We start from the raw sequence: 18,899 nt of genomic DNA, 5'->3' as shown, positions 1-18,899 counted from the left end.
TTATAATTTATTATGTAAGGGTTCGTGCAGCAGATACGGAAAGTGGTGAGCAAGGTGATTGATAAGGACAAATTTCAGGTTTTAAATTATGTAAAAAAAGAGGAATACATCGGCAGCATGGATGGAATGCGCTTTATGCTGAGAAAGAAAGCTTCGGGAGAAGAGACTAAGCTTGAGACCATCATCTGGCCGGAGCCTTTGGGATATGCCAAGACACCGGAAAGCAAGAAACAGCATATGGAGTTTGAGTTCAGCCAGCCGGGCCTGGAGGAAGCGATAGACTGGATGAACGGACAGTATGGGCAGCTGAAGGAATTGTGGAATGTTATGAAGTAGAGCTGATATAAATAAAATTGTGGAATAATTTGGGTAGGCTTTTGCGGAAAGGGTGAGTATGGACTTGAGAAGAGGGAAAGAAAATGGATTGTGGACAAAGGGACTGCGATTTCTCTGCACAGCGTCGGCGTTTCTTATACTGCCGGTTTATGTGGTGGCCCGGATATTATTTAAAATCGCTATCGTGCGGGATAACGAAATCTCATTTTTTAAACATCCTGCAGTAAGATATCTAATGGACGGCATCGGAGCTAAAATCGACGCCATCAAAAATAACAGGCCGGAGGAGCAGGCAGAATCCGGCAAGGGCTTCGCGTGCTTTCGGCAGGAGATAGAAGCAGGAAAAGCATGGTTCCTTTCGCAGAACAAGGAGAGAATCACGGTCACAAGCTATGACGGATTAAAACTCGCGGCATATTATCTTCCGGCGGAAGGCGATTCCGACAGGGTGATGATTCTGATGCACGGGTACCGCAACGATGGCTTCGGGGATTTCAGCGGTCTGGCGGAGTTCTATCACAGTATGGGTTATCATCTTCTCGTGCCTCATCAAAGAAGCCACGGGAAAAGCGAGGGAACCTATATCTGCTACGGCGTGAAGGAGCGGTATGATCTGAAACAATGGGCGGAATATGCCGTTAGCCGTTTTGAGGGAAAGTGCAGCGTCTTTTTGTCAGGGATCTCCATGGGAGGAGCTACGGTGCTCATGGCGGCAGATCTGGAACTGCCGACTCAGGTAAAGGGAATCATAGCGGACTGTGCGTTTACTTCGCCGTGGGATACTTTTTCTCATGTGATGAAGATGGATTATCATCTTCCGAGATTTCCGTTCTTATATGCGGCGGATTACGTATGCAGAAACAGAGCGGGATTTCGTTTCAAGGAATGCAGCACCATTTCGTGCATGAAGAGGAATAAGATTCCGGTGCTGTTCATACATGGCGGAAGCGACACTTTCGTGCCCACCGAAATGACCTATAAAAATTACGAGGCCTGCGCCGCCCCGAAGGAAATATTGATCGTGGATCAGGCGGCTCACGGAACCAGTAATCTGGTGGAGCCTGAGGTTTACCGCAGTACGGTAATAAATTTTATGGAGAAATGGACAGATGGAAATTAAGGAACTGATACATTTTATAGGGCTGCTGGAAAAACTGAAATGCAATACGAGGCATTCGTGGACCACCAGCGGAAGAAAGGAAAGCGTGGCGGAGCACAGCTTCATGCTGGCGGTCATGGCATATCTGGTAAAGGATTCCTTTCCGAAAACGGATATGAATAAGGTGATCGTGATGTGCCTTCTGCACGATTTCGGCGAGGCTGTGACCGGGGATATTCCTGCCTTTGAAAAGACAAGGACAGATGAAGACACAGAGGAAGAAGCGATTGCCGGCCTGCTTAGTGAACTGCCGGATAAGCAGAGAGAGGAAATGAGCGCTTTGTTCCGGGAGATGAAGGAGATGAAGACGCCGGAGGCAAAGCTGTGCAAGGGGTTGGATAAGATGGAAGCGGTGCTGCAGCATAATGAGGCGGATATCAGCACGTGGCTGCCGCTGGAGTATGAGCTGCAGCTTAAATATGGAGAGAAAGAAGTGGAATTTTCTCCTTATCTTACAGCCTTGAAGGCGCAGTTGAATGAGGATAGCAGGAAGAAAATTACTAAAGAAAAGGAATCGATGTAATAAGCAGGAGAATAGAAGATGGATATTAAGTGCATTGCGTTGGATTTGGACAGGACGACTTTGGATGCGCGGGGGAGGCTGTCCGAGGGAAACAGGGCAGCGCTTGAGCAGGCTATTGAAAGAGGGATACATATTGTTGTGGCGAGCGGGCGTTCATTTCATACGCTGCCGGAAGAAATCAGAAACTTCCCGGGAATAGAATATGCAGTAACCGGGAACGGCGCGGCAATGTATCATGTGCCTTCGGCAAAATGTCTGCATAAATATTTACTGGAGAAAGAGGATGTACTCGCTATTATGAAGGAGACGGAAAGAGATGCTGTGTCGTATGAAGCTTTTATAGATGGAACGGCGTATGCCAGTAAGGAATATATTGAGAATCCGGAAGCCTTCGGCGCTTCTCCGGAAGCGGTGGAATACGTGAGGACGACCAGGTGTCTGAAGGAGGATATTGTTTCCTTCATCATGGAAAAGCAGGCGGTACTGGACAGCATAGATATCATAATTAACGATGAAGTTAAAAAAAGAGATATATGGGGAAGGGTGCAGAGACGAACAAATAAAGTTTACATAACTTCTTCGATTCGCCAGCTCATCGAAATCTCTCACCAGAATGCGGGAAAGCATTCCGGAGTCACGTATTTTATGGATTTGTTAGGATTAAGGCGCGAGGAGGTTGCGGCCTTCGGCGATGGAGATAATGATATTGACATGCTTCTTCATGTGGGACATGGAATTGCCATGGAGAACGCTTCGCAGGGATGCAAAGAGGCGGCGGACTATGTGACAAAGCGTCATGACGAGGATGGCGTGGCGTATGGAATGAGAGAAATACTGCGGGTGATCGATTAATGGCAGCAGGAAATAAGAAAATGGGAGACGAGTCGCTATGGATATAGGAAAGAAGAGGAATGAAGCCAGGGGAAACGGGAAGATAAATAAAGGCCCCGGCAGGAAAGGCACTGAGGGAGATGGTGCGAGAGCAAAAAGCGGAAACAGGAATACGAACGCGAGCGGAAAAGGAGAGAGGGGCGGAGATAAGGATAAAGATAGGTGGGGAGAAGAACGCGGGAAGAGGGAAACACGAGAAAGAGGTAATGGTGAGGGTTCACGGAGAAGTGAAGGGAAAGTAAGTGGAAAAGGAAATGGAAGCGTTGACAGAGATAAAGATAAGCATAGAAATGAAAATGTAAATGGGGAGTGGAAAGCACGAGGGAGAAGCAGTGGAGAGAGCCTGCAGAGAAATGAGGGGAAGGTAAGTGGAAGAGGGAATAGAAACGTTGATGGAGACAGAGATAAGCGTAGAAATGAAAATGTAAATGGGGACTGGAGAGCACGAGGACCAAAAGGAGAACCTGAAAAGGGTGGAAAGTTCAAGGCAAAAAACAAGGACGGCCAATGCAAAGTGTCCAGAGAATGCGGCGGCTGCCAGATGATAGATGTGCCGTATCCCGAACAGCTCATAAGGAAGCATAAGGAAACGGAAAAGCTTTTAAAACCTTTCGTAAAGCTGGAAGGTATTATAGGTATGGACGAGCCGGAGCATTATAGAAATAAGGTGAATGCGGCTTTTACCCATGACAGAAAAGGCAAACCGCTGTCAGGGGTATACAAGGAGGGAACGCATTATATCATTCCTGTTGAGGAATGTCTGCTGGAAAATAAAAAGGCCGATGAAATTATCGGTTCGATCAGAGAACTTCTTCCTTCCTTTAAAATTAAGACTTATGATGAAGACACGGGCTACGGGCTCCTCCGCCATGTGATGGTGCGCGTGGGATATACCAGCGGGCAGATTATGGTAGTGCTTGTGCTCGCTTCGCCCATCATGCCTTCCAAGAACAATTTTGTGAAAGCGCTGCTCAAGCTTCATTCGGATATTACCACGATCGTTATAAATGTGAACGACAGGAAGACAAGCATGGTTCTGGGGGATAAGGAGCAGGTGATATATGGAAAGGGTTATATTGAGGACAGTTTGAACGGCAAATCCTTCAAGATTTCGCCCAAATCCTTCTATCAGATCAATTCCGTGCAGACGCAGAAGCTCTATGGCAAGGCTATAGAATATGCCGGACTCACCGGAAAAGAAACGATACTCGATGCGTACTGCGGCATCGGTACTATCGGCATAATGGCAGCCGACAAGGCCAAACAGGTAATCGGTGTGGAATTAAATAAGGATGCCGTGAAGGACGCCGTAATAAACGCCAAACAGAACCAAATATCCAACATACAATTCTATCAGAAGGATGCCGGTGAATTCATGGTGCAGCTTGCCGAGCAGGGAACGAAAATAGACACCGTATTCATGGACCCTCCCCGCGCAGGCAGCGACGAGGTATTCTTGAATTCACTGGTGGCGCTGAAGCCTAAAAAGGTAGTGTATGTTTCCTGCAACCCCGAAACACTGGCGAGGGATCTGGAGTATCTGGTGAAGAAGGGGTATCGAGGGGTGAAGGGAGTGGCGGTGGATATGTTTCCGTTTACGAATCATGTGGAGAGTGTGATACTACTACATCGGAAAAATATCTAAGAATCCTTGATTTTAGGCACTTTGAGAGGTTTTTTCAGTTTTCACAAAGTGACCGAAAAGGGAAGAAAAAAGCAATTTCTGACGGTGTGAACGTGTCAGTGGTTCTTGATATGGTGTCCGGGAACACATGCAAGTAAGGTTAACATTTTTACTATTTTTTCATTATTCAACTAAATAAGAACATGTCGTGAGACCGTTCATTTTCAAGCTAAATTGAGAATGGGCGGTCTCTTTTTGTTTTCAGAAATTTATGTTAGAAAGGATGTGTTTTTGGATATGGGTGCAAAAATGAAGGAGTATTCTTCTTCGCAAGAAGAGGTTGTAACGGAAGGCAAAACGAATACACAGGTGGATGAAATCAAGAATTTAAAGCTAAATCAGCTTATAAATTTCAAAGATCATCCGTTTAAGGTAGAGACAAATACTGAGTTATTCGAATTAATGCAAAGTATAGAAAAGGATGGAGTGCTTGTTCCATTACTAGCTAGACCTAATCCAAATGGAGAAGGCTATGAGTTGATTTCAGGTCATAGAAGAAAAGCTGCTTGTGAATGGGCAGGAGTTACAGAAGTACCTGTTATTGTTCGTGATCTTGATAACTGTCAGGCAGTCATAGCAATGGTTGATGGATTTAGAGTAATGCACACCGTCATTGTCACAGGCGAATCGTTTGAAACGGATGAGTCAGAAGGGAGAGTTGGATATGGATGAAATGTACAATATCTTAGGAGAAGAAAAACCGAACCAGAGGGAACAGATAAAGATTCAATCAGAGAAATTAAATAAGTACTTTCCAGCTGATTTTACAGAACATCAGAAAGTGGAACTGATTGAAAATCTTGTGAAAGATTGGCACACCGCACAGTCGTTAAAGAAAGGCTCAAGATGATAAAATTTAGGAGGATAAAGAAGATGGATACAAGAATTGAAGTAATAGGAATCGATCACGGTTGGTCGATGATGAAAAGTGTATCGGAAGTTTTTGTTACAGGCATTAAGGAGATAACAACAATTCCAGCTCTTTATAAAGATACCTTGGAATACAAAGGCAAATGATACCAGTGGAGGAGGATGGATATCAGAGCTAGAAAAGATTGCGAATGACGAAACTAAATACAGAATTCAATTGGCATCTCAAAATGATTTATCAAATAAAACAACAATCGATGATATTCAAGATTTTATGAAAAATCTTGAATTAGATAGATGGGAAGTAATTGATGAATTACCAGAAAAAGTAAGTTATGATAATGTACTGTTTTTCCAAGAAGAGATTTCAGATAAGAACAAGTATAAGAATATCGCCAATGTACATTTATTAGAGGGTAAAGATATTGTTTTAGTAACCGTTGCAAAAGGATTAGTAGATTTATCTGATGAATTTGTTCCCCAAGATGATAGTTTTACTTCAATATATCGGGTACCAGAATCAGTCGCACAATATTTGGAATCACTATTCAGCGAAAAATAGAATGTAATGTGAGTCTGTCGTTAGGCGTAAAAGTTTATGACAAGTGTTATATGTTTTATATACGCGGTAAGCAATTACGTAAGTAATCTGAAATTTTCTCAGGAGATTCCTTACAATCATCATCGACCCAACGTTTTAGCACAAAAGTAAAGCCTGCTTGATAGAAAACTAGATAATATAGCATTTCTGAGTTATTGGTGATTCCGGCGGATTCGCATACTGGTTTTACTACATGTTCCATTAGTGCTTCGTACCCAGTTGTAATAGGAAAATTGTTTCTTGATTGAAGACAGGCTTTGTAAAAATTTCTATGCTCGTATATCGTTGTTAAAAAAGGAAGATAGAAACTACCGTCTAACATGCTATCTGAAACATCATCGATGCTATTATATTTTGCAATGATTTTTTTATGGATATCAGTCTCTAGTATGTTTAGAAGTTCAGGGATATCCTGATAATGAGCATAAAAGGTAGAACGATTGATACCAGAGTTTTTACAGATATCCTGTACCGTTAATTGATTTAAACTTTTACTATTTAAAAGTGACATGACTGTATCTTTGATTTTTTGTTCACTTTCCTTGTATCTTAGATTGTTTTTTGTATTCATTGTTTAATATCCTTTCATTATTCCAACACAAGTTGGAAAAGTGATGGTTGTTATTTTAGATATAAGTAATTATACTTGAAATATATTAATAATACAAGTGTCGGATTAAAGGAGGAATCATTATGAGAGCTGCATTATATCAAGGACAAAAAAATATTGAACTTACAGAAATTGAAACGCCAATAGCAGGTGATAACGATATTGTAATTAAGAATCTATATTCAAGCATCTGTGGAACGGATGTGGCAGTATATAATCATGGACCAAATACAGGACATAAAATTTCAGTTGGCGAGGAGTTTGGACATGAAACGATATCCGAAGTAGTACAAGTTGGTAAAAATGTAAAAGATATCAAGATTGGGGATAGAGTTTATCCATATCCGAGACTGGCAAAAGGAGATACAAAAAGAGCTGGAACAATTGGGGGTTTCTCAGAATATATACTAATACCAAATGCAAAAATGAATGAGCAGGTTTACAAAGTCAGTGAAAAAATCGATAGTAAGACTGCTTGTTTGATTGAGCCATTTACAATCGGGTGTAGAGCAGCAAGGCGTTCAAATCCTAAGAAAGGTGAAAATGCCATAGTATTTGGTGCTGGAACAATTGGTATTTCTGCAGCTATAGCGTTGAAATTTTTTGGATGTGATAAAGTTTTGATTTGTGACTACTCCGATTTTCGCTTAGAAAAGGCAAAGGATTTAGGCTTTGATATTTGCAATAATGGAATGGAGGATTTAAATGTAAAAGCCAAAGAGTTATTTGGTGAAGCAATATCTGCATTGGGTATGACTGCTAATGTAGATATTTATATTGATGCGGCAGGAGCTGAAACAATCCTTGAGACCTATCAGGGAATGGCGAAAGTAGATTCGCGAATGGTTATCGTTGCGGTACTGGCTGGAAAACGTCCAGTAGATCTTCTGGCAATGACTTTTGGACAGTATGCGCTAATTGGCAGTGGTGGATATACACCAGAAGATGTGGCTGATGTAATGTCAATTATGGAAAGTGGGAAGTGGTATATTCAAGATATCATTACGCAAGAATATTCTTTAGATGAATTAGCACAAGCAATTGAAATGGCTGGCAAGGTGAATGAATCTTTAAATGTGGTGATAAAATTCAAATAAATCTGATTGATAGAGAAACTTTTTGCTTCTAAAGGGAAGTAAAAGTACTTATATCAATACTTCAGTGTGAATACAATCTGTTGAATGAAAACTTTAATAATATTGTATATGAGATGCCTTTATAAACACGATGGTTACTTCAATCTGGGTTTATAAAGGTATTTTGTTCATTGGTATAATAGCAACTAAAAGAAGTAAAAATATTTAATTTTATCTGTGCATATAAACAATTCTGAAACAAATGTGTTGTATAGTATTTTTAATCAAATGTCAGAATGTAGATAGGTGTTTACACAGTTATATTTAATGAGGGTTGCAAGACATTTGGTTGATAAGTAACACCACATATAAAGGACAGATTAGATGATAAATTTGGATATTTAAAGTGAATATTTAAAATATTGAAAGTAGGGAAGGCGTTGGTCGATTATTTGACCAGCGTTATTTTTTTGATTGGAATGCGATTGTAATATAAAAATAGAGTGATATAATAATCTATAGGAAACGACAGTTTCCTTTAGAAAGGAGCGGTGAAATTATGAGACATAAGTCAGTGGAGAGAATGAATTCCATAAAACAGTATGTAGATGACTATTATTTTAAACACCGCCGTTTTCCTTCAACAAGTGAAATCGCTTGTGAAATGGGGATTGTCAAGAGTACTGCTTATAAGTATTTAGTAGCTATGGATGAGAGTGGAATACTTAAATATGATGGTAAGGAGATACTTACAGACAAGATTCAGAAGGTCAATACAGATACTACTCATGTTGCAGTCCTTGGCTCAATCTCTTGCGGAATCCCACAGCTTGAGGAAGAGAATATCGAGGAATATGTAACATTACCAGTATCAATGTTTGGCAAAGGTGAATTTTTTATATTAAGAGCAAATGGAAATTCTATGATTGAGGCTGGAATTAATGATGATGATTTAGTGGTCATTAGGAAACAGAAAGAAGCAAAAGATGGACAGATTGTTGTAGCTCTAATTGAAAATGAGAATACCTTAAAGCGGTTTTATATTGATAAGGAAAAGAAATGTATTAGGTTACATCCTGAGAATAATACAATGGAAGATATTATTGTTTCAAATTGTGAAATTCAAGGTGTGGCAGTTCATGTAATTAAAGCTTTGGAATAAGGCGCAAAGTAAGACTAAACAGTTGCTATAACCAAAAGATCAGAAGGAAGCACCAAATTTCTATAGTTGTCAGCACTTGGCTTCGGTGTATCGGAATCTGGCTATTATAGAGACTCATCAACGGTTTTACTTTCCCTGAATCCGTTTGAGTGATACTTTATATTACTTAGGAGGTATTCGTTAGATGAGAAAACGTAAAGAGTTGTTTTGTGTATGCTGTCCACATTGTGGGAGCATCGTTGCCAAGACTTCTTCGACTGAATATACTGAAAATAAGTGTACTTGTGGGAGAAGGGTTGCATCATGGGTAGAAAAAGGCTGCATTATGGTTTTTGATGCAGAATGTAATGAATCTTATGAGATGGCAGAGAGACTAAAGTTATATCATGAAAAACTAATGGTAGAGCAGTCGTAAATTTTACCAATACAAAATTTCATACATTGAGACATTGGAGGAATCGTCAGATTGGGCGAAGAGCTTTTGGTATTACATAAAGGCTTGGGAATCTTCAGAGACGGCACCGATGTTCAAGAGTTTGTGATGAGCTGAATATGGCATTGACAATCCTATAGGTGACTCGAATGGTCGAGCGCTGATTGTTATTAGAATCATTAAGAGCCTGGCAAAACGTTAACAGTAATTCATGGGACAAGTGGACAACACCACTACCCAACAGAATTATTTGTGTACCGTTTTGCCGGGCTTTTATTTTTATGCATTTTTAAGAGTAATTTTACACCTGTTAACGTTTACAGGCTCCAGAAACGAAAGGAGCATGTATATGTATTACGATTTAGAAATGAGTGGAAAAAGAATTAGAGGATTACGAGAAGCAAAGGGCTATACGCAGGAAAAATTAGCAGAGGAAATTGGAATGTCTCAAAAAACTATTGCAGCTATTGAAAAAGGGAAGAAAGGAACAACCATTGACACGTTGGTTGCAATTGCAGATGTATTAGAAAGCTCCCTTGATTATATTGTAGGTGGCAAAACAACAAGCACTGAAATAGAAAATTTATTATCAGGACTTTCTGCTGATAAGAAGGAAATGGCTTTCAAGATTTTGAAGGGCATTCTTGAAAATATATAATTCCCTCAAAGGAGTAAATTACTCCAAAAAGATTTATTTCAATTAGCGGTGATCTCCTTAGAAAAAGTCAACTTTCTGCTGCTGGATGAACCGACAGGACATTTGGATATTTATGCGCAAATTGCATTAGAACAGGCAATTTCAGAGTATAAAGGAACAATTCTTATGGTGTCTCATGATTATTATACGGTGGCCAATTGCATGGACTATGTACTTTGGGTAGAAAATAATACTGTGCGCAGAATGAGCATCCGTAAATTCCGTCAGATGATTTATGCCAATCATTTCGACAAAGATTATCTGCTGTTGGAGCAAAAGAAAAAAGAGACAGAAACCAGAATTCATCAAATGCTTCAAATGAATGAATTTGAAAAGGCAAAGGTTCTGATGGAATCCCTGGAAGAAGTTATTAAAAAAATGAAAGTATGAATGACATAATTTAATCGAGAAGAATTGTTGAAATAAATATCCTGCTATCAAGGCATTATTAGGTTTAATGAGAATATAAAAAACAAGTTTTTAGATATGGAACTGATTCAAGGAATAAAAACTGTGGGAGGCATAGAACTGCTCATTGTCTTTGCGGTGGCTCCTTTCTACTTTTTCCGTTGCGCCTTGTCAGATGTTTTTTTAATGAGTATAATATTTTAAAAGTGATATAAAACGAGAATCTTATGGAGGAAAAATTATGGATGCAATAACCTGTATAAAAAAAAGGCGAAGTGTAAGGAAATTTAAAAAAGAGAAGATTGCTCAAGAGGTAATGAAAGAACTTGTTGAAACGGCTTCTTATGCTCCATCATGGAAAAACACACAAATTGTTCGTTATATAGTGTTGGAAGATCAGGAAAAAATAGAAAGAGTTGCCCGGGACTGTGTATTAGGATTTGAATATAATACCAAGACGATGAAAAATGCAGCAGCTTTAATCCTTGTTACAATGATAAAGGGCCGTTGCGGATACGAAAAAGATGGTTCTTTTTCTACGCCCAAAGAAGATCGGTGGGAAATGTTTGATGCGGGTATTGCAAGCCAGACATTTTGCTTAGCTGCCCATGAAAAAGGTATAGGTTCAGTAATCATGGGTATTTTTGATGAATCCAAGGTAGAGGAAGTTGTATCGATTCCAGAAGGGCAGCAGTTAGCGGCAATTATTGCGGTCGGGTATCCAGAAGTTATTCCTGACGTACCCAAAAGAAAGACAGTAGAGGAACTCGTTTCATTTAAATAAGATGGGTTCCTTTTATTGATTTATGATATCGACAACGAAGTTAACATTCTTTGAGTAAGCGAAAGTGGATACGCTCACTTTGTGAGGATATTTACCGCTTATAAATACAAAGGGCTAAAAGTATTTTATATAAATGTTGCACCTATATCTGGAGTGCTATGAACTTATACATATGTTTTGGGCATTGGATCATGAGGGTCTAATGCCTTTTTTACCGGTTACGGTATTCTCGAGGCGAACTTCCTGTTATTTTTTTAAATTGCTTATTAAAATTAGACAGGTTGTTAAAGCCACAGCTGTAGGAGATAGTCGATATGTCATCAGTTGTATCTGTCAGGGCTGTGCATGCGGCTTTGATCCTGAGGTGGGTCAAAAATTCAATCGCACTGCAGCCGACGGCTTTCTTAAAGGAGTTCATGAAGTGACTGGAACTGATGGCGCATTTAGCGGAGAGCTCGTCGATCGTGATGGAATCCATGTAGCAATAGGTCATATGCTCCAGCGCAGGACGGATTAGGGAAGAATAACTGATATCGTCGTCCTGAAAGGAAGACAGATTATCGTTTTTTTCAAAAAACCAGTAAAGCTGCAATAGAGTACTTTTTAATAAAAGGTCATCATATGGATTGTTTTTGTTCGCACAGCTTACGATCGTCTCAGTCAGGGAGCGTATGACCGGATAATCCGGGTGGCTCAAGTCGTATTTCATATTTACACGCAGCTGTCCTGTGATAAGAGGGCGTATACAGTGGGTACTGCTGCGATCATTGCTTTCAAGTCCGAGCATGTTGGCGTGAAATACAAAGGCAATATAATGCAGACTCATGTTGGAGGAAGGGTAGGCGGCATGCAGCATATTGGGAGAAATCATAATCACGTCCCCATGGCTTACAGGAAAGTGTTCGTCTCCACAGATGAAGTCACCCTGTCCCTGCAATACATAATCAATTTCAAACTCACTATGCCAGTGCATAGGCACGTTGGGAAAAGAATCCGGTATCTGGCAATCATAAATACTGTAGGGAACCGATGAAGAACTGTGCTGGCGCTGTTCTTTATTACCTTGAGATGCAACGATCGTATATTTCATATCTGACCTCCATGGATAACAATCCGAATTACAACTTAAATCGTAGAATAGTATCAAAAATATATAGTATTTCAGAAGAAATGTAGTCGTTTATAGAGTATTATATCATTGTAATCCAAAAAATCAACTGACATATGGGAGGATGTACTATGAAGTTTTTAGATGACAATGGGGCATTGGTGTTTTACCAAAATGGCGAAATGGGGCGAATCGAAGCCTGGGGTAAGGATTCTGTCAGAGTACGTACCACCATGTTTGGCAAATTTTATGGAAACGACTGGGCATTGACAGAAAATGTTGACCATGTAGATAGCGTTGTAAAGATTGAAAGAGAAGATCATTGGGTCGGAGATGGAACCATTGATCAGAGGGAGATTGCTTCGATCACGAATGGTCGTATTAAGATAGTTGTGAATTTTGTGGGTATTATTTCGTTTTATAAAGATGACAAGCTGTTCCTTCGTGAATACTTCCGTATGTATGACGGAACCATTTCTAAAGAGAGCCGCTGCCTGAAAGTAATTAACCGCGAATGGAAGGGAATTATTGGTGGAACCGATTATTCTTTGAATGTAAAGTTTGAAAGTAATAAGGGTGAGAAAATCTTTGGTATGGGCCAATATCAACAAAATGATATGGACTATAAGGGGTGTGTCTTGGAATTGGCACAGCGTAATTCTCAGATTTCTGTTCCTTTTGCTGTATCTTCCTCAGGATATGGCTTCCTTTGGAACAACCCGGCTGTTGGTCGTGTAACCTTTGGCAAGAACTATACAGAGTGGATTGCAAGATCTACCAAGGAGATGGATTACTGGGTCACTGTGGCAGATACACCCAAGCAGATCCTGGCAAACTATACCGCAGTTACCGGCCGCGCTGACATGTTTCCGGAAGATTTGATGGGACTTTGGCAATGCAAGCTGCGTTACAGAACTCAGGATGAGGTTCTGACTGTTGCTCGTCAGTATCAGAAGGAAGGCATTAAAATTGACCAGATCGTCATTGATTTTTTCCATTGGACAGTACAGGGAGACTGGAAATTCGATACACAGTACTGGCCGGACCCTAAGGCTATGGTTGATGAGCTTCACTCTATGGGAATCAAGGTTATCGTATCTGTCTGGCCTTCTGTGGATCGTAAGAGTGAAAACTTTGGTCCGATGATGGAAAGAGGACTTCTGATCAAGACAGAGCGTGGCGCTGCACAGACCTATGATTATCAGGGGGACTGTGTGGAAATCGACCCTTTCAACCCTGAGACACGTAAGTATGTATGGGAAGTATGCAAGAAAAACTACTACGATTTCGGCATCGATGCTTTCTGGCTGGATAATTCGGAACCGGATTATGGTGTGTATGATTTTGAGAATTACAGATATTGTGATGGTCCTGCACTTAGTATCAGCAATATGTATCCTCAAATGTATAGTCGCTTATTTTATGATGAGATGAGCAAGGATAATAAGTCTGTTGTAAATCTGCTTCGCTGTGCATGGGCCGGCTCTCAGAAATATGGGAATGTGGTCTGGTCCGGTGACGTGCCAAGTACCTTTGAAGCCTTTGCCGATCAGCTGCAGTGCGGTCTGAACATGGGACTTGCAGGTATTTCGTGGTGGACGACGGATGTCGGAGGCTTCATGACAGATGATGTAAATGATCCTGATTTCAGACAGCTCCTAATCCGTTGGTATCAGTTTGCAGTATATTCCGCTGTACTGCGTATGCATGGAGACAGAGGCCCTTACAACATTCCGCCGCTGGATAATAGAGACTGGGGAGGCGGTTACCTTCATACAGGCCAGCCAAATGAACTTTGGAGTTATGGGGAAGACAATTATAAGATCATGAAGAAATACTATGATATCCGTATCAGTATGCATGATTATATCAAAAAGCTTTATGAAGAAGCTCATACGAATGGCTCTCCATTGATTCGTACCATGTTCTACGAATTCCCCGAAGATGAAAAATGCTGGGAACTTCAGGATCAGTATATGTTTGGGGACAAATACCTTGTAGCGCCGATTCTTCATCTGAATGAATTCAAGAGAGACGTATATCTCCCTGCCGGTGAGTGGATCTTGACCTCTACCGGAGAAAAGTATACCGGCGGCATAACGGTATCAGTTGACGCACCAATCGAATACTCTCCGGTTTTTGAACGCATACATGCCTGACAGAATCTCGCTAAGCAGGCTGGTAAGGCAATTGTTTTTGAAATTACCCTGACACCAATATCGCACCAGATTCAAGCGACCTCTTTTTTGACCGTTCACTGCATGAAGAGAAAGTAGTATTGATGTCAAAGGTGGTGAAATAAAGAGAACTGAAAAGATTTGAAATAAGGGGGGCCATGGATTGGAATTTCAGCGGATTAAGAAGAGAGGAGGTTCCGATACTGGAACTTCCTTATTTTTTTGTTTGGGTGAACATATCCATGTTATAAAAATAGATGGGGTTGTGAGTGGACAGAATGGATGCCTTGTAAGCAAGTACTTTCATATTGATTTTAATATCCATGGCAGCGATTATAATAACTTTCATATTAAATCTATTGTTTAAGAAAATAAGATTTGTGAAATATATACCGGCAATTGTATTATTTCCTTTTATGATATACAATTTTATTACTAGCTGCATGCGCAAGTTCTCTTATTGCTTCAATCGCTTTTGATATTACGCATAGAATTATCGGTTGAGAGAAATAAAGTTGGCGAGTTCACGATATCTTAACGATTAAAAAATAATGGAAGTGAAATATGATGATATTTGAAAAAATCAAACAAGAAATTATGGCTGACCAAATGAACGAATCCTATACAAAAATGGGGATCCCACCATTATTCAAAGCTTCTGTAGATGCTCGCATTGTCATAGTTGGCCAAGCACCGGGACGTAAGGCAGAAGCAACTCAATTGTTTTGGAATGATTTAAGTGGTGATCGATTAAGAGAGTGGATGGGAGTATCTCGCGAGATGTTTTATAGTACGAATCGCGTCGCTCATTTGCCTATGGATTTCTATTATCCAGGAAAAGCGAAAAACGGTGATATTCCACCTAGAAAAGGCTTTGCAGAAAAATGGCATCCACGTTTACTGGATGAGATGCCAAATATTGAAATTATAATTCTAATCGGTAGCTATGCACAGAAATATTATTTAAATAAAAGACGTGAAAAAAGTTTAACTGAAACAGTGAGAAATTTTCAAAAATATTTACCGGAATATTTTCCGTTGGTTCATCCTTCTCCTTTAAATCTTGGCTGGTTGAAACAAAATCCATGGTTTGAAAAAGATGTTTTACCTGTTCTGAAAGAAATGGTGGATAAGAACTTATAAGGAATCATCTGAGATTGGCTATAGTCAGTCTCTTTTTATTTACAAGGCACCCTGATGTATAACGCTTATAATTAGACATCGAAAAATGAGAGTTGTCATGTTATAATTGGTACAGCTAATTTATAAAAAAGGTTGAGCATTTAAATCATTGAAAATATACCCTGACGCTAAAGGAGTACCAGACTTGATGGTGATCAAGATTATAGCAATAACGCATATTGAAAAGGAGCAGGTATGAAAAAAATTTGATTGTTTTTACCGTTCTCTTATTGATTCTGAGCTTCAGCAGCTGCGGGACTCAAGGCGACAGGATATATTATTCTAACAGCTATGATAATGGAACACTTTATAGTATGAATACTGACGGCAGTGATAACCGTAAGCTTAACGACAATCTTTGTCAAATGTTTCAATACCCTTTCTTATTGTCGGAATATACAAAATACTTTTTAATTCTAAAAGAATTGACATATAAATGGAAGTAAAGATGGACATAAGAACATTAAATTGTAGGCTATAACCGGGGGAGGAGTGAAAGGATGCCGTTTACTGAGAAAATAAAATTGGAAGCGAAAAAAAGATCAAATTTTAGATGCTGCATATGTCATAAAATATTTGTGGAAGTACATCATATTCTGCCAGAGGCAGATGGAGGCTCAGACACTATTGATAATGCTGCTCCATTATGTTCTTCATGCCATGATTTATATGGTGGCAATCCGGAGAAAAGAAAGCAGATCAGGCAGATGAGAGACTACTGGTGGGATCAAATGGATGAATGGCGCATGAACTTATCTCAAAAAAAAGATCTTGATCATATTGCAATCATTGAAGAAGAACCAGAGAACATAAATCAACTTAAATATAAAGGTATTGCAATTTATCATTTTATCTATAAAGAAGAGGGATTTAAAGAAAGTGCGCAAATGCCATTTGATCTAGTTAAAGAAGCACAGACCAATAACCCTAATCAAAAGAGGTTACTTTATTTAGAGATAGATGGGCATAGAAATAAAAATGGTGGTTTTGACCATGATATGTATGAATTACAAAGATATTTCATTTTAGAATTTTTGATGCCTTATTTAAGTTCTGTATCTATGCCTTTACTTTCGGTAACAAATAATAAATTACAAAAAAATGATTTTCCTGATGAACTGAGAATAGATTCGGAAGATTAATTATAATAAATTAAGTGTGGATAGCAAGAGACAATATTTACAATTATTTATAGAAAATTACATGTTAACAAAATAAGAAATATACTCTGCCGCCAAGGTCTTACCAGCGTCAATGGGCATCTTGTTTATCCCCTCAAGGTATGTGGAGACGGTAGAATTGATCTCAAGGGAAATAAACAAAGAGTGAAGAATACAATAATTAAGAGGTGAAATAAGATGAAAATTCAATTTGACCCTAATAACAATATTATTAAACTATGTATGATGGGTATTGGCATGGAAGATAGCAACAAACCCGAAGATGCGGGCGCGCTGTTTCTTAAAGCATGGAGTGAAGCTGAAAATGACTTTGAAAAATTTATTGCAGCTTATTATGTTGCCCAACATCAAAAAAATGTTTCAGATAAATTAAAATGGTTGGAAACATCATTGCAGTTTGCGTTAAAACTAAATGATGACAGCGTCAAGAGTACTTTCACATCGCTGTATTTTAATATTGCCAAATGCTATGAGGAGCTATGCGATCTTGAAAAGGCAAAGATGAATTATGATATATCTAATTCGTACAATGTTTTGCCCCCTGATAAAGGTCCATTTTATCATGGGACAAAAGCAGATTTGCAGGTTGGTAATCTACTGACAGCAGGGGAGGATTCGAATTATAAACCTGAACTCAAAATGAATCACATTTATTTCACAGCCCTTGTTAACGGTGCAGGACTTGCAGCTTCATTAGCAAAAGGAAATGGAAGAGAAAGAGTTTATATTGTGGAACCAACAGGGGAATTTGAAAATGATCCAAATGTTACAGACAAGAAATTCCCAGGCAATTTGACACGTTCATATCGCTCGCGAGAACCATTAAAAATTGTTGGCGAAGAAACAGAGTGGGAGAAACAGACACCTGAGGAATTACGCCAGTGGCGTGAAAAGCTGGCTGATAACAAAGGAGATATTATTAATTGAGGATATATCGATTATACTCCAATCTGGTGGAATCAAACACATGAAAAAACCAGATTATCGCCAGAGCCGGAAATATACCTTGCTGTCAAGGTTCCACCGTGTTCAAGCGCCCACCTTTTTGACCGTTCAAGGTACAGAAACGCTGTGAGAATTGAACGTGCCTGAACCATTATAAATAAAAGCATTAACTGCTTTTGCAGCTTTGAAATTATCAGGTGCCCCTTGAGGCGATAAAAGATGACATGCCCCTTAATCTGAGTAGAGATAAGCAAGGTCACTCGTTGTTGTACAACGTTCTGTAATAAGCATTTCTATAAGTGGAAGGAGTCAGGTTTTCATATTCCTTGAAAAGCTTCATAAAGTATTTCTCGTCCTTAAATCCCAACTTATAGGCTATTTCCTTGATGCTGAGATCGAACCGGCAGAGATATTCCTTTGCTTTAAGTATTTTCATACCATTGATATATTTTCTGGGGCTGACTCCTAAATGCTTTTTAAACATTCTGGACATGTAGTCCTTGTTGTAATTGAACTTTTCGGCCAGCTCATCGATAGTGAACTCCTCGGTTATGTTAAGACGAATCCATTCAAGGAGAATATTGAAATTACCTCCGCCGGTGTTGGGTAATTCGTTTAGATTCAGACTGGCATGAATAAACTGCTGGGATAGTTCCAAGAGCAGTGTGGTAAGTGAATAATCGGTGCAGAAGGAGCTATAGTAGTCCGAATTAGCTATATGAAGCAGCTGCTTGAAAAGTATAACACTTTTTTCAATACTTTCAGGCTGCCAAAATGCAGGTAACATAATGCTGTCATTAAGCTTGTTGAAATACGGAGTGGAATTTAAAGGGGAAATCTCGTCCAAAGCATCCCTTCTATTAAGTATACTGTTTTGACCGTGGCAGTAAAAGTGCAGCCAGTAAAAAGAAGTTTCCCCTGTCGAGTGCCGGTAGCCTGTATGAGTATGGCCAGGCAGAAGGAGCAGAACCGAACTTGGAACCACCTCATACTTAATATCATCCTGCATGATATATGCAGTTCCTTTGAGCCCTATAATTATTTCAAAGCTGTCCATATTCCGTTTATTATG

General features: G+C 39.5%; 22 protein-coding genes and 1 pseudogene. 20 read left to right on the top strand and 3 right to left on the bottom strand.

Features of this window, described 5'->3' with window-relative positions:
* Positions 1-45: 45 nt before the first annotated feature.
* The 9 genes and pseudogenes from V6984_RS16295 (at position 46) to V6984_RS16255 (ending at position 6,025) form a co-directional block, all read left to right on the top strand.
* Complete coding sequence (locus V6984_RS16295; protein ID WP_342756662.1) at positions 46-336, top strand: hypothetical protein; 291 nt, start codon at positions 46-48, stop codon at positions 334-336.
* Between the two features lie 58 nt (positions 337-394).
* Positions 395-1,456, top strand: coding sequence for an alpha/beta hydrolase (locus tag V6984_RS16290; RefSeq protein WP_342756661.1), 1,062 nt, complete (start codon positions 395-397; stop codon positions 1,454-1,456).
* Positions 1,446-2,018 (top strand): HD domain-containing protein, encoded by a 573-nt coding sequence (locus tag V6984_RS16285; protein WP_342756660.1) that lies wholly within the window; start codon positions 1,446-1,448, stop codon positions 2,016-2,018. The genes V6984_RS16290 and V6984_RS16285 overlap by 11 nt, the downstream gene beginning before the upstream one ends.
* 18 nt (positions 2,019-2,036) lie before the next feature.
* Positions 2,037-2,870 (top strand): HAD family hydrolase, encoded by an 834-nt coding sequence (locus V6984_RS16280; protein ID WP_342756659.1) that lies wholly within the window; start codon positions 2,037-2,039, stop codon positions 2,868-2,870.
* Positions 2,871-2,907: 37 nt separating this feature from the next.
* Positions 2,908-4,554 (top strand): 23S rRNA (uracil(1939)-C(5))-methyltransferase RlmD, encoded by a 1,647-nt coding sequence (rlmD, locus tag V6984_RS16275; RefSeq protein ID WP_342756658.1) that lies wholly within the window; start codon positions 2,908-2,910, stop codon positions 4,552-4,554.
* A gap of 234 nt (positions 4,555-4,788) precedes the next feature.
* A complete protein-coding gene (locus V6984_RS16270; RefSeq protein WP_342756657.1) occupies positions 4,789-5,265 on the top strand; it encodes a ParB N-terminal domain-containing protein in 477 nt (158 codons plus the stop codon).
* The gene (locus V6984_RS16265) at positions 5,258-5,443 is read left to right on the top strand and encodes a hypothetical protein (protein ID WP_342756656.1); all 186 of its coding nucleotides are present in this window, start codon (positions 5,258-5,260) and stop codon (positions 5,441-5,443) included. The genes V6984_RS16270 and V6984_RS16265 overlap by 8 nt, the downstream gene beginning before the upstream one ends.
* 23 nt (positions 5,444-5,466) lie before the next feature.
* Positions 5,467-5,607, top strand: a pseudogene (locus V6984_RS16260) (ParM/StbA family protein); the annotation flags it as partial.
* Between the two features lie 73 nt (positions 5,608-5,680).
* Positions 5,681-6,025, top strand: coding sequence for a hypothetical protein (locus V6984_RS16255; RefSeq protein ID WP_342756654.1), 345 nt, complete (start codon positions 5,681-5,683; stop codon positions 6,023-6,025).
* Positions 6,026-6,080: 55 nt separating this feature from the next.
* On the opposite strand, the gene V6984_RS16250 is transcribed toward V6984_RS16255, so the two are convergent.
* Positions 6,081-6,635, bottom strand: coding sequence for a TetR/AcrR family transcriptional regulator (locus V6984_RS16250; protein WP_342756653.1), 555 nt, complete (start codon positions 6,633-6,635; stop codon positions 6,081-6,083).
* A gap of 122 nt (positions 6,636-6,757) precedes the next feature.
* Here V6984_RS16250 and V6984_RS16245 point away from each other — a divergent pair, with 122 nt between their 5' ends.
* From V6984_RS16245 to V6984_RS16220, 6 genes are all read left to right on the top strand, one after another.
* Entirely contained in the window at positions 6,758-7,771 is a 1,014-nt protein-coding gene (locus V6984_RS16245) for a zinc-dependent alcohol dehydrogenase (RefSeq protein ID WP_342756652.1), read from the top strand.
* Positions 7,772-8,309: 538 nt separating this feature from the next.
* Positions 8,310-8,912 (top strand): transcriptional repressor LexA, encoded by a 603-nt coding sequence (lexA, locus tag V6984_RS16240; protein WP_342756651.1) that lies wholly within the window; start codon positions 8,310-8,312, stop codon positions 8,910-8,912.
* Between the two features lie 184 nt (positions 8,913-9,096).
* Positions 9,097-9,327: a hypothetical protein gene (locus tag V6984_RS16235; RefSeq protein ID WP_342756650.1), complete on the top strand. Its 231-nt coding sequence runs from the start codon at positions 9,097-9,099 to the stop codon at positions 9,325-9,327.
* A gap of 367 nt (positions 9,328-9,694) precedes the next feature.
* The gene (locus tag V6984_RS16230) at positions 9,695-10,003 is read left to right on the top strand and encodes a helix-turn-helix transcriptional regulator (RefSeq protein WP_342756649.1); all 309 of its coding nucleotides are present in this window, start codon (positions 9,695-9,697) and stop codon (positions 10,001-10,003) included.
* 48 nt (positions 10,004-10,051) lie between these two features.
* Positions 10,052-10,432, top strand: a complete 381-nt coding sequence (locus V6984_RS16225) for a hypothetical protein (RefSeq protein WP_425324214.1) — start codon at positions 10,052-10,054, stop codon at positions 10,430-10,432.
* A gap of 259 nt (positions 10,433-10,691) precedes the next feature.
* Positions 10,692-11,234, top strand: coding sequence for a nitroreductase family protein (locus tag V6984_RS16220; protein ID WP_342756648.1), 543 nt, complete (start codon positions 10,692-10,694; stop codon positions 11,232-11,234).
* Positions 11,235-11,445: 211 nt separating this feature from the next.
* On the opposite strand, the gene V6984_RS16215 is transcribed toward V6984_RS16220, so the two are convergent.
* On the bottom strand, positions 11,446-12,324 hold the full coding sequence (locus tag V6984_RS16215; RefSeq protein WP_342756647.1) for an AraC family transcriptional regulator: 879 nt from the start codon (positions 12,322-12,324) through the stop codon (positions 11,446-11,448).
* A 149-nt stretch (positions 12,325-12,473) separates the two neighbouring features.
* On the opposite strand from V6984_RS16215, the gene V6984_RS16210 reads away from it, so the two are divergent.
* From V6984_RS16210 to arr, 5 genes are all read left to right on the top strand, one after another.
* Entirely contained in the window at positions 12,474-14,501 is a 2,028-nt protein-coding gene (locus tag V6984_RS16210; RefSeq protein WP_342756646.1) for a glycoside hydrolase family 31 protein, read from the top strand.
* Between the two features lie 582 nt (positions 14,502-15,083).
* On the top strand, positions 15,084-15,662 hold the full coding sequence (locus V6984_RS16205) for a uracil-DNA glycosylase family protein (protein WP_342756645.1): 579 nt from the start codon (positions 15,084-15,086) through the stop codon (positions 15,660-15,662).
* 218 nt (positions 15,663-15,880) lie between these two features.
* Positions 15,881-16,147: a DUF5050 domain-containing protein gene (locus V6984_RS22370; RefSeq protein ID WP_425324213.1), complete on the top strand. Its 267-nt coding sequence runs from the start codon at positions 15,881-15,883 to the stop codon at positions 16,145-16,147.
* A gap of 54 nt (positions 16,148-16,201) precedes the next feature.
* Entirely contained in the window at positions 16,202-16,843 is a 642-nt protein-coding gene (locus tag V6984_RS16200; RefSeq protein ID WP_342756644.1) for an HNH endonuclease signature motif containing protein, read from the top strand.
* 540 nt (positions 16,844-17,383) lie between these two features.
* Complete coding sequence (arr, locus tag V6984_RS16195; protein WP_342760029.1) at positions 17,384-17,809, top strand: NAD(+)--rifampin ADP-ribosyltransferase; 426 nt, start codon at positions 17,384-17,386, stop codon at positions 17,807-17,809.
* Positions 17,810-18,083: 274 nt separating this feature from the next.
* On the opposite strand, the gene V6984_RS16190 is transcribed toward arr, so the two are convergent.
* Complete coding sequence (locus V6984_RS16190; RefSeq protein WP_342756643.1) at positions 18,084-18,884, bottom strand: AraC family transcriptional regulator; 801 nt, start codon at positions 18,882-18,884, stop codon at positions 18,084-18,086.
* Between the last annotated feature and the right edge of the window lie 15 nt (positions 18,885-18,899).

This window comes from Kineothrix sp. IPX-CK, from assembly GCF_039134705.1.
GTDB lineage: Bacteria > Bacillota > Clostridia > Lachnospirales > Lachnospiraceae > Kineothrix > Kineothrix sedimenti.
Note: the sequence above shows the minus strand (reverse complement) of the source record. Positions and strands in the feature narration are given on the sequence as shown.